Below are 12000 nucleotides of genomic sequence, written 5' to 3'. Positions count from 1 at the left end.
GATCGGGGTCGCGGAAATCTAGCCTGCGCCGCTCGAGAGCTGCCACCTTGTCTAGTTGGCGCCCGCGCTTACATTCGAGACACTATTCGTCGCCTTGAAAGTATGAGCGTCACCAATGATCATCGCCCAAGGAGGCAACAGTTGCGACCGCTTCCCTCGCAATCCTGTCTGCTTGCTGACGCAACATGGCAAGCGGATACGTGCCAATGGTGATTCCCCTGTATGCGAACTCGAAGCCCTTGATGTCACCAGTGACGTCGGCCGCAGATTCGAGGGCGCTTCGTATGGAATCAAAGCCACCATCCATCATGAGCTCCTCTCCGTCATAGGTCACCTGGAACTCATAGAAGCCAGGCTCGAGTTTGAAAACGTCGAGTCGTGGGATAAGACCCGAGCCAGAACGGGCTACGGCGGGAGCCGCGTCGGCGATAGCCTCCCCTTGCACAGGCGTCGATCCTTCAAAGGATCCCCCTTCTCTGCCACCACTCGCCGCAGACATGCGCAGCGCAGAGCTGCCGGCGCCATTCGAGACATAGACCTGTTGCCCATCAACCTGCAAGGCGTGCGGGTACGCCATGTCGTGGAATTCGCCTCTCAACCAAACATGTGTTGGCGGAAAGAAGGTTTTGCTTAGTACAAACGAAAACGCCTCATCCAGCGAGCCCGGCAAAAGAGCTATATCGCCCGAGTATCGGAAGAGGCGCAGATCAGAAAGATGATCGAGCGCCTGATCGAGCAGCAACTCGCCCTTCAACCGCTGGGCCATTGATTCGCCACGCTCGTCCGTTTGATAGATCAGCGAAGCCCAGATTTGCCGCGCGGCGATCAACTTGATCTCCTCGCACTCAACAAAATCATCGGGCCATGAGACATCCTGCGCATGCTTTGTATCCATGGCGATCACCAGCCCCGACTTGAGGGCCCCGCACGATGCAGGCATCGTCGAATCGGATCGTTCCTGCGCCGCCAGAAATTCGGCAAGGATGGAGGGTAAAGGTCTTGAAGCCGCGGGCAGCGATCTTGTCTGCTCGACGCAATCCTTGACGTGCTTCCAGCTGTGATAGCCGTGCTCCCTTGCTATCGTGTCGAGCGCGACGGCGAGCGAAGTCGGATGAGTTTTGCGCCGTTGCTTGGCGAGCCGATGTAGTTTCTCGGCAGCAGTCGACGTGGTTAGTATGAGGTTCAAGACAAGCTCCAAACGTTGAAGCGGAATACCTTGGTGCCCATTGCCAAGCTCCGCTGAACGTGGAAGCTGACGCTTTCGAGAAATCATTGTCGTCCCGGCGAACCAGGTAAGCCATGATGGGCAGCGTGCGCCGACAAGCGCGATTCTGATTCTAAGCTATGGCGTTGCGCGGTCATAGTGGAGCGACACAGCTCACGATGCTCAACGGGCCAAAGGCCAAAGCCGGGTCTGTTGGCGTGTCATGTCATTGCGAGTCAGGCTGCCATTGCCCACGTCGGGCGGGAGCTCGCATCGTCAACATCGGTAGTCGATGTTCGTCGCGCTGCAAATTGCGCTTGCAGTACAAGCAGTCAGTTGATCTTCGACGCCAACTAACGACTGGCCGTTAACTACACCTCGCGAGGTCTCCTCCCTCTCGGTCAGCGTCAGCGCCCTGGCACAGCGCCTACGTGTCAGTGGACGAAAGCCACCCGTACGCGACAGAATCTCTCCCACCGACGTATGCGACCGATTGAACAAGTGCGCAATCTGATGGAGCGTCCAGCCGTCCTTCCATCGATCCCACATCAATGTCTTCTGGGCGTCCGTGTAGTAGGTTCGTGTCCGGTACTTCATCTGCAACACTCCTTCTGCGAAAGCAGTTCTTAGTGTGTTGCATCAACCGGTTGAATCCGCCAGCGATAGCAGGTGTTCAGTGATGGAGGTTGTGTTCGTCGATTGTTTGCATTTGGATAAGCAATCGAGGAGGATAGGCGGCGCGTGTCGATAGCAGGTGCGCTACTCAAGCGGCCACCAACAGGCGTCCTACGGTGCTGCCCGACTTACCAAACAAAAATCTTAGGTGAAATGCTGCCGCAAATTGACCGGGAAAGTGCCGTTCATCTCACAGCGATCCGTCGAGCATTGGCGCGACGAAACGCTGCAGTGATGGTGGGTGCCGGGTTCAGCCGTAACGCCGAAGGCGGAGAGCGATTGAGCACATGGCCGCAGCTGAGCGCAGAGCTTGTTCGACGCCTTGACCCAACGGCCGACCCAAGCGCGTTCTCAATTGGCACAGTGACACAGCTCGGCGAGCAGTTTGCGCGCGTTTTCTCAGAGCCAGCACTCGAAGATTTTCTCAAAGAGATGGTGCCAGATGAACGTGTTCGCCCCGGGCCCTTGCACGACGATCTGCTTCGACTCGAATGGTCAGAGATTTTTACGACCAACTACGACACCTTGCTGGAGCGAGCGACCGAGAAGATGTTCGAGCGGGCCCACTTTACTGTTTGTAGTCGCGAAGACATCCCGTTGTCAAAGGTGCTTGGCACTCGCCGGATCGTCAAGCTGCACGGCTCTTTCCCGTCCCAGCGTCCCTTTATTTTTACGGAGGAGCACTACCGCACATATCCGGAGAGGTTCGCGCCCTTCGTCAATTTGGTTCGCCAATCGTTGTTAGAGAACGTCTTCTGCCTCGTCGGGTTTTCGGGTGATGACCCCAACTTCCTCCATTGGCTTGGGTGGGTTCGGGACATGCTAGATGGCGCTTCGCTGCCCGTCTATCTGTTCCTTGACAGGCCACCGGCCTTTGGCCAACGACGACTGCTAGAAGCTCGTGGAGTGACGCCGGTGGTTTTGCCTGAGGCGGACAGCGGGGACCCTCGTGACTATGCAGGTCGATACCGGAAGCTACTCAACACACTCGCCGAACCATTGGAGCGACCAGCGCTGGAATGGGGTGTCATCCATGGGGCGTCGTCTGCGAGAACAGGCAGCGAAACGAAGGACCAGCAGTACGCACTCTGGCTCGACGACTGCGAGCAACTTGCAGCGTTGCGCCCCGGCTATCCAGGCTGGCTGCTGGCGCCCCGGTCCGTGCGGCAGAGATTTAGGCTAAGCACGAGCCGTTTCGTCGAACTGCTACACGAGCAGTGGCTACGGGAAAGGCTCGAACGCGAATCGCCCACGCTGCGCATGGCACTGTTCGCGTTGTACGCATGGCAACGCGAAGTGCTGTTGGCTCCTCTGGACGATGAAGTCGCGGAGTGCGCGCTTTCCCTGCTTCCTTCGACACCGACATTGCCGATTGACGGCAACGAGGACGAGCTTCGTCTGCAATTGCATCGCTTCGGAGTCGCGTCGCTCTCGGACGCTAAGCAGCAGTGGCAGTCACTTGCATTGTCCCTGCTGCGGTGGGCACGCCAAGGGCTGCGAGATGACAAGTTTGACCTCGTTTCGCGCTTGCTCGGCAATGCCAACGACGCTTTTGCCAGCGACGTGATCAGCAATGAAAGAGTCCATCTCCTGCTCCAGCGCGCGCAGCGGCAACAGGCGCGAGATGCACTGGCGGCTTGGAAGATAAGGTCTGCTGATCCGTACATGTTGGTCCGCCATGCCGTGCTGACTGCGGAACTAGGCGACATCGATGGTGCAATCGGGGCCTGCAATGCAGCGATCCATCAGGTACGAGAAAGCCAAAAGATCAAACCCAAAGACCCGTTGCTCGTGTCTCAGGAAGCATGGGCTTGCTTGATCACTGATCGTTTGCAGCAAGGCCGCAGTGCGTGGTTGCCTCCAGAGCTCAAGGCTGAAGAAATCGCGATTGAGGACTTGAGCGAGCGGCTGCAGGCGCTCGCCGCGCGAGGATACTCCCCTCAGCGGGAACTAGAACAGATAGAGTCTGCGTTGGGTGCCGAAGCGATGGCATCGTTCGAGCGCGACCATAGGTTCAGAACCTTTGACATCGGGCGCACCGCCCCGGTTCGGCGATTCGGCCTTACAAGCGAGTTCCGGGCCAAAATGACTGCTGCGTCCGAATTCTTGGAGTTGGCAGAGCGCACCGGGCTTCTGCCGCGAATGCCTGGGGTTCAGTTTCATTCTTGGTCCTATCTTCAAGCCGCGTGGTGGATTCAGTACAACGATTCTAGGGCGCGGGTTCATGGCATCCTGATGCGAACTGTGTCGCTCGACGCACTTAAGCCCAAGGACCCGACGATGCCTCCGCATCGAACAGGCTGGCTCTCGCGGTTCCAGGTTGCACACTTCTCGAGCGACGAAGCCACAGAGATCTGTCTTCGTCTGTTGGCGGAGGTCGAAGATTGCGTGTCACGGAACGCGGAGCATCCCGACAATCGCGTTGCAGTGGCGTTCGAGCTAGAGGTATTTTCTCGTCTCGTTGTACGGATAGAGAATCCCGCAATCGCTCTGGAGTTAGGCGAGCGCGTCGTGCGACTCCACCAGAATTCGGGTCTAGTGCAAGACAGCGCGAACTGGCCACATCTTGCAACAGCGCTTAAGCGCTGTGCCGAAGCCCTGCCTTCCACACTGGTACGCAATCTCATCAAAGCAGCAGCATCAGTCTCGACGCCGCCGCAGGTGTCAAGAAGGCCGCACGGGTGGTTTCATCTCACTGAACTTCTCTTCGAACCGGCTCCGCCTGCGCCCACGACAACTGAGCTAGCCGATTGGCGATCGGTCGTAGTCGCCGCGGCGCAGGCGCTTGAAAAAGAGCAAACCTCATTTAATTGGGCCGCTTTCTCCGCCCTCAAGGCGCTCGGCATGCTGACCCCTGAAGACCAACAGCGTGGGTCGGCTGTGCTGTGGAATGGCAAAACAGCATGGCCCACATCTCAGGTACTGCGTCCGAGTGCAGCGTTTCGCTGGCCAGCGCCGCCAAGTGGAGTGGACATCAAAAAAGCTTTTGCCGAATGGTTGCGCGAGTGCCCTATCGCGAAGTTTCGGGTCGATGCTGGCGGCTCCTTCGGCAAGGGTTGGCGTGGCGAATCGGATGACCATTTTCTTGAAGCCGTGATCGACGCAATGGAATACAAGAGTTTGACCGCTGACGACTACGGTGCCGTGACCAAAACAATCGCAGCTTGGTGGCGCGAAGAGGGGGCAGCAATCCTTCAAGTGATTCCGCGACTATCTGAGCTCGGCGACGACTTGGATTCACGCCTCGACCTCGTTGACCAAATTTTGTGGGAAGGGATGTGCCTGCTCCGGAGCGACCGCGAATTACCGACAGGTGGCGTTGAAGTAGGCATTCGCGCTCTTGTGGATGCATTTGCAGACGCGGGGCGCCCGCTGAAACGCTTGTCACTGCAGCAAAGTTTAGAAGCCAATGACCTCGTGGGGGCCAGTCACCAGCTGCACGAGGTCGCTCATGCTTTCCTTGGCAACAACGAGTTGCAAATCCACATTTCGGGGGCTGTTGTCCAATCCCTTATCGAGTCAGCGGACATGATCTCTGCAGCGCAGCTTGAAGTAATCTTTGATGCCTTAGCTGCAGCGGCCATGGCTCGCAGATTGCCAGGTACTCTGCGATCGATGCAATTGCTCGCGAATGTGGCGCTAACCCGACCTTCGCTGCTTGTCGAACGGCATTGGCACGGGTGCCGAGTGGCACTGGAGCTTTTCGCAGAAGAGCTGCAGTACGGGTCTGCTGCCCGCGCCCATGATGTCGTCGACGATGTCGTTCCGACACACCGCTTCGTTTGCGTGCAACTTGCCGACGCGCTTAAGCGAAGCGTGTCTTGCGTGACCAATGCTGAGATCATCGATCGCTGGCTTAAAGCCGCGGCATCGGACCCTCTTCCCGAACTGAGATTTTCACGCTACAGCATCAAAAATTGATAGGTCCTCACCACGCCCCGACCGGGCGTCGAGAAGGACCTAGAAGGCATGAAACGCGGAGCACTCAATTTCGCGGACGGGTCATCCTAAGCAGGATGTACAGCACGCGAGTGCTTGACCTGCAACGACTAGTTCAGCGTGGCGATGGCTTCCTTGGGCTGTGCCGCGAAGGCATGCCATCTCTCGATCAGAGCGTCACTCATGGGCATTTGCTCAAAGGTCTAAGAAAACATAGAAGAGAACGAGAGTCCAACCCGGATTTTTTCCATTGTTGTCTAGTTCCGTGTCGGGATCGAGCGCTGCCAGCCTAGTGAAGTATTAGGAGTTGGCCTCTCTTGAGGTTTTCGCTCTTCACGAGCAGATAAAACCTGTTGCACTTTTCCAAGTAATCCGAACGAAGGCCCGGTAGGCGCCCGCATACGCTATCAAAACAGCCAATAAAACAATTCCTGTTGCCAGCCAACCATTGGCGGGCAGTGAAATAACTGGAGCGATAAAAAACAAGAGCATTGGCACAGCTAGAAAGGCGAGGTTCCCGCGAATGGCCCCATGGGCCCCACAAGAATGACACTCAACCACGTTCGATTTCGCGGTCAATATTCGCAGCGTAGGCACTTTGTTTTTACAGCATGTGCATCTCATAGTCGGCTTTCAGTTATCTGCTTCGCATTTGTTGTTGCAGACCGTTCGGCAAACGAGGTACTTACCCACAATACAAGAACCACCTGTCACCGCTCCACCCAGCGGGGTCGTCAGAGTGCCAGCACCCACGCCAGCTACTGTGCAAATCGGTTGATACTTGACATTGCACGTAAACTGGCATTGAGCGTTCTCACTGGGTCGTGGTGGAATGGGCAACAGGCCAGCCGCACACTCTGCTGTTGCACAACTCCCGCTCGGCTGCTGTGGTGGCTGAAGCCAATCAGGCATGTTTGGCCTTCGTGGCCGACGGTCCGACTGCAACCCCAGAGGATCGGTGTATAGCAGCGGATTCGCATCCACATACCCGAAGCGATTCCACCCTCCATCCAACCCAATCGGATCGGGCTGGCTGTATCGTCCAGTCCTCGCGTCGTAGCTCCTGAAGTAGTTGTAGAACAACCCCGACTCCTCATCCGCATACTGCCCCGGATACCGCAGGTTGAACTTCACTTCGGAGATGCCGGTCGTGCCCGGATTCGGCGTCACCTCCAGATTCGCAAACCGGTTCTTCGCCAGCGTCGGCTTGTCTTCCCCGAACGCGCTGTAGCTCCACTGCCAGACCGCTTGCCCATCCGCGTTCGTGAGCTTGCGTGGCGTGTTCAGGTGGTCGCTGTGCACCGCATAGGTGGCGCCGTCGATCACCGCCGCAATCGGCATCGGGCCGTTCGCCGTCGGCAGGTAGATGTACTGCGCCTGTCCCGCGCTCTGCGTGCCGCCGCTTCCAACCTCCGCGATGAGCGTGCCCTGCTCGTCGTAGACATACGCATAGCCCAACTGCTCGGCCTGCGTGGTCGACGGGCTCCACAGCTTGGTGAAGAACGCGATCAGGCTCTGCATGAAGCTCGGGTCGGCCTCGTCGCCCTGGCTGGGCGGGTACAGCGGCTCGGTTTTGAAGACGCGCTGGCCCAGCGCGTTGTGCGCGTAGCGCGTGGTCGGGCTGGTGTCGGTGGCGCCGGTGGTGGAGGCGGCCAGGCGCCCTTCGGCGTCGTAGGCGTAGCTGCGCAGGCCGTCGCTCAGCAGGTCGCCGTTGGCGTTGTAGCCGTAGATGACGCTGGTGTTGCTTGAATCGTTGATGCTCTGGGCAAAACCTAGCAGCCGATTGTTTGCGGTACCCACTGTGTAAATGCGATTGGTCTTCTGGCCGCTGACCGTTCGGCTGCTTGTGCTGCGATTGCCGTTCTCGTCATAGCCGATGGTTGAGAGGTTGCCGTCTGCATTGAACGTTTTGATCCGTCCGACCAAGTCATATCCGACGGTCCAGGTGACGTTGCCGCTGCCGATGGTGTTGTGCGCGGGGTCGGCGTCGCCGGGCTGGTAGAGGTTCTGCGTGAGGCTCGTGATGCGGCCGGCGGCGTCGTAGAGGTAGCTGCTGAACTCTGTGGTGGTCAGGCGTCCAGCGGTGTCGTAGACACGAGAGGCCGCGAGGCTCGGGCTCGGGGTGAAGGCCCAGGTCCAGGCGGTGGGCTGGCCCAGCGGGTTCCATGCAACGTTGGTGACGAGCGCCGTGCCGTTCAGGCTCAGACCCGTGAGGCGGCCGGTGCCATCGTAGGCATGGGTGAGCGTGGAGCCATTGGGATAGCCGATGCTCGCGAGCGTCCCGTTGGGGTTGTAGGCATAGCTCACCTGCTGCACGCTGCCGTTGATCAGCGTCTGCTTCTTGAGCGTCACGCGAGCGAAGGCATCGCGCGTGTACTCGGTGGTGCCGCTTCGGTCGACGATCTCCGACAGATACCCCTTGCTGTTGGCCGTGAGGTCGTAGCGCAGCGTGGTGGTCTTGCCGTCGGCGAAGACCAGGCCGGTGGGTCGGCCGAGCAGGTCGCGCGTGATGGTGGTGGCCTGACCCAGGGCATCGGTGATCTGGCTGGGCAGCCCGAGGTTGTCGTACTGGGTGTTGGCGGTGCCCGTGTCGGTGCTGGCTTCGGTGGTGGCGTTGCCTTCGGCGTCGCGGGCGTAGGTGGTGGAAACGCCCTTGAAGTCCTTGGCTTCGGTGACGGCGTCGAGGGCGTTGTACTTCAGAGTCGCGATGTCGTTTGCTGCACCGGTGACGGTCCTGACGCGGCGCAAGCCGTCGAGGCCGTACTGGGTGCTTTGGTTCAGGCCGTTGGTCGCGGTGATCAGTTCGCCGTTGGCGTCGTAGCCGAAGGCGCTGGCCTGGTTCGGGCCTTCGGTCTTGGCGCTCAGGCGGTTGATGTTGTTGATGATGCGCGCCGTGTTCCACGCCACGTTGCCGGCGCTGTCCTTGATCTGCTCGGCCGTGCGGTTGCCCATGGCGTCGAGGGTGTAGGTGCCGGACTCGCCGCGGTTGTTGCTCCAGCCTGTGAGGCGGTGGGCTGCGTCGTAGGCGTAGGTCAGCACGAGGCCTGTGGGCAGCGTGATGGTCTCGACGGTGCCGTAGGGCTTGTAGGTGAGCGTGGTGGTTTGGCCGCCGATGGTCTGGGTCAGCAGGCGATCGCGAGCGTCGTAGGTGTAGGTAGTGACGAGGCCGTTGGGGGCCGTCGTGCTGACGACGCGATTCGCGGTGTCGTAGGCGTAGCTGGTGACGTGGGCGAGGGCCTTGGTCGATGAGAGGACGTTGCCTCGGGTGTCGTAGGTGTAGCTCGACACAGCACCGTTGGGTTCAGTGGCGGTGTTAACCAACCGCTGGGCGTTGTAGGTCCACTGCCAGAGCTGGGCCTTGTTGGTCGCGGTGTCGGTGACTGTCTTGGTCAGGACATTGCCGACGGCGTCGTAGGTGTAGGCGGTGGTGCGGTCAGCTTCGGTGACCAAGACCGGCAAGGCGAAGGTCGAATGCCACTGGGTGGTCACTGTCCGGGCGTCAGGCGTGCCGGAGGCGTAGACCACGGTGGTCGGCAGGCGACGGCCTACGTCCCAGGTCGTGGTGGTCACCGCGCCCTTGAAGTCGGTCTCCGACGTGATCAGACCGTTGGCGTCTTGCACACGGCTGGCAGCGTCGCTCTTGCCTTCGCCCGAGGGCAGTGAGCCTCCAGTGACGGCGAGCTTGCCCAGCGTCGTGCCGTAGTTGTAGTTGCGGCTCGTGCCCAAGGGATCGACCACCGTGGCGGAACTTGAGGACGGATAACTGACTTGATAGCTGTCAACGGAGCCCGCGAGCTGGGTGCTGATCGCACGGCCTGTACTGTCATACGCAAACGTGCCCCAGCGAATACCGGTTTCGTCGAAGATGCCCGTCAGTGCTTGAGGGAACGAGGCGTTCTCGTAGACGAAACTGCGACTCTTGCCGTCGGGGTACAGGACCGAGGACAGGCGACCGGAGCCGTCGTAGGCGTAGGCGATGACGCGCGCATCCGGGGTTGTGACGCTGGTCAGTTGTCCTCCACCGTTGTACGCAAACGCGAGGGTGCGCCCGAAGCCATTGAAGACAGAGGCAAGTTGACCGGCCCCGTTGTAGGTACGGGCGACGGCCCATCCGTTGCGATCCACTGTGGTCTGAAGCTTGCCAGAGCCATCGAAATTGAATGTGGTGTCGTCATCGGCGCGGTGGTACGTCCAGTCGCCAGAGGAGAGTTGCACCAGGGTGTCGGCGCTATTGCCCGCGCTCCAAGTGGTAGCGCCAGCAGCTTTTCCAAAGGTCCGCGCGTAACCTTCGCCGGTGATGATGGCCACAGCCACGGGGGCTGTGTTGGGCGTGGCGACTAGCTTGTCGCTGAAGTTGTGAGACCAGACTTGACCCAAGGAATTGCCAGCCCGAATCGGATCGCTCGCCCAATTGCTGCGGTAGGTGCGCGTGAAGGACAAGGCTCCTGGTCCGGAGTCGGACCAGTCGGTCTCGGATCGATATTTCTCCGCAGTCGCAGGAAGAATCGGGTACGGCGTGCTGGCGCCATCCGGAATCTTGCAAGACTGGCTTGTTACCGGCTGAGGAGCACTTGGCACGCCGCACGTGCGTCCATCTGCACTTTCCGGTGAACCCAGGTCACATACGCATGAATTGTCTACTCTTCTCGAATTCTCGGGGCACCTGCTCCAACTAGCCTCCACAGCCACACCACCACCCGCACAACCAGAGAGCATCGCTCCAACAGAAATGCGCGTCGCATCAGTCCAGTTGACCGAAATCCAAATACGACAGTTCACATACTGCCAGTACCTCGCATCCCACGCGGCCTTTTCTGCCGCTAGCCCAACACCTGAGTCCGAATAGCTCACGCCAGTGTGTGACCCGACCCAAGGGGTAGAAACAACTGGCTGCACTGCAATCGCGACACTCGACGTAAGCACCAGTGCCAGTAAAACAATCAAGCGGGGAGGCCTCTTGAGCATCACTATCTTCTGGCCCAATAGAAATCCCGGTGGTTTCTCTTGTCGATCTGAAGATTCCCTCGAAACGGCAACCAATCCACTGATCTTTTGCAGTGTTCTCCAAAGCGTCATCCCACACTCCGTTATGTTTTCTCATCTGCGTGTCTGAACATCTGACGGCATCGCGAGGTTGACGATCAGGATTTCTTGAATGGTTGATCACTCCTGGGTGACGAGCACTGCCATGCAGCACACTCCGTACAAGTTGTTTCAAGATAGCCGAAAGGCTTCGTGTAGACAACGACAGATCGATGGCATTCAGAGTTTCGGTCGAGAGCTGAATATGAAAGTGCGCAGCTCATCGGACTGCCGTTGTTGATGAACGACTACTACTTGAGAAGCGGAGTCCCAGTGAAGGCTGGGAATTCGTTCGTGGCCCTGAATTCGTCAGGGCATGCCCGTTCAAGCGGCCTTCAAATGATCTTGTCCTTGTGATTGAGAGCACGTTTATCGCGGCGTCGGCTTTGCTGAAGGCGGGAGCGCTGACGGCACTCAGTGCTCACTTCTGACGAATCGATGAATCCAGAAGTCAAAGGCTCTTCCTTCGCGATAGCGCTCGGTAGTGACTTCGAATCTCCCAGGGGAGATGTTGAGCACTGATGCAGGTCCGGCCGACGTGGCTGCGTCGGAAGAAGCATCAAACATCCACAACTCTGGCTCGTCAATTTGAAACTGGACAGCGGGCTGCAGATGCATAAGAACGTCTGGAAGCTCCGTCAACACGGAGTCGGCCAACTCCATGGAGTCACACGCAATCCATCTCGCGATGATCGGACCGCTCGGAGTTGCGAAGAAGGCGGCTTGAGCAGGCTCATCGCCAAGCACGAGTACTTGCGAAGTGCCACAGGAGAGTGCGCTCAGATAGTCGGACTCTTTGCATACCCTTTCATAGTCACTTTCGGCCGTGCTGATTGAACTACCCGATGTGCCTCTCCACATCTTTCTGATCGACGCCGTTGCGCAGATGAACGGTGCTCCTTCGGTATAGATCCAGTTTTGCATTCGGTATTTCGGCTGATGCGTCGACGAGGTATTGCTGCGGTACTCTGAAAAGCTGATTACTTTAGGCAGGTAAGAGTTCGGATGCTTTGCTGACGGTGATGAGCAGAGGTGCACGAGACTGGGCAAATCGAACATCGGCGGAAACGTGAATCATGTCCGCGCGAAAATCCGCACAT

Annotated in this window: 4 protein-coding genes and 1 pseudogene; 1 reads left to right on the top strand and 4 read right to left on the bottom strand. The window is 58.7% G+C overall.

The annotated features are described in order from the left end of the window. Positions 1–109 precede the first annotated feature (109 nt). Both ACSFA7_RS18165 and ACSFA7_RS18160 read right to left on the bottom strand, forming a co-directional pair. Positions 110–1186, bottom strand: a complete 1077-nt coding sequence (locus tag ACSFA7_RS18165) for a hypothetical protein (RefSeq protein WP_435500655.1) — start codon at positions 1184–1186, stop codon at positions 110–112. A 372-nt stretch (positions 1187–1558) separates the two neighbouring features. Then, a pseudogene (locus tag ACSFA7_RS18160) lies at positions 1559–1801 on the bottom strand (IS30 family transposase); the annotation flags it as partial. Positions 1802–2032: 231 nt separating this feature from the next. Between ACSFA7_RS18160 and ACSFA7_RS18155 the strand changes: the two are divergent. After that, positions 2033–5800, top strand: coding sequence for an SIR2 family NAD-dependent protein deacylase (locus ACSFA7_RS18155; protein ID WP_435500654.1), 3768 nt, complete (start codon positions 2033–2035; stop codon positions 5798–5800). A gap of 651 nt (positions 5801–6451) precedes the next feature. Here ACSFA7_RS18155 and ACSFA7_RS18150 read toward each other — a convergent pair. After that, positions 6452–10534, bottom strand: a complete 4083-nt coding sequence (locus tag ACSFA7_RS18150; RefSeq protein WP_435500796.1) for an RHS repeat-associated core domain-containing protein — start codon at positions 10532–10534, stop codon at positions 6452–6454. 780 nt (positions 10535–11314) lie between these two features. Beyond that, positions 11315–11959, bottom strand: coding sequence for an Imm21 family immunity protein (locus ACSFA7_RS18145; RefSeq protein ID WP_435500653.1), 645 nt, complete (start codon positions 11957–11959; stop codon positions 11315–11317). Positions 11960–12000: the final 41 nt, after the last annotated feature.

The sequence above is a fragment of the Variovorax trehalosi genome (genome assembly GCF_051216415.1).
Classification (GTDB): domain Bacteria; phylum Pseudomonadota; class Gammaproteobacteria; order Burkholderiales; family Burkholderiaceae_C; genus Variovorax.
The sequence above is the reverse complement of the archived record's forward strand: the minus strand, read 5'-3'. Positions and strand labels throughout refer to the sequence as shown.

Coding starts and splice junctions, on each gene's coding strand:
- ACSFA7_RS18155 (WP_435500654.1), top strand. CDS start 2,033: ATGCTGCCGCAAATTGACCGGGAAAGTGCCGTTCATCTCACAGCGATC.
- ACSFA7_RS18150 (WP_435500796.1), bottom strand. CDS start 10,534: ATGCTCTCTGGTTGTGCGGGTGGTGGTGTGGCTGTGGAGGCTAGTTGG.
- ACSFA7_RS18145 (WP_435500653.1), bottom strand. CDS start 11,959: ATGTTCGATTTGCCCAGTCTCGTGCACCTCTGCTCATCACCGTCAGCA.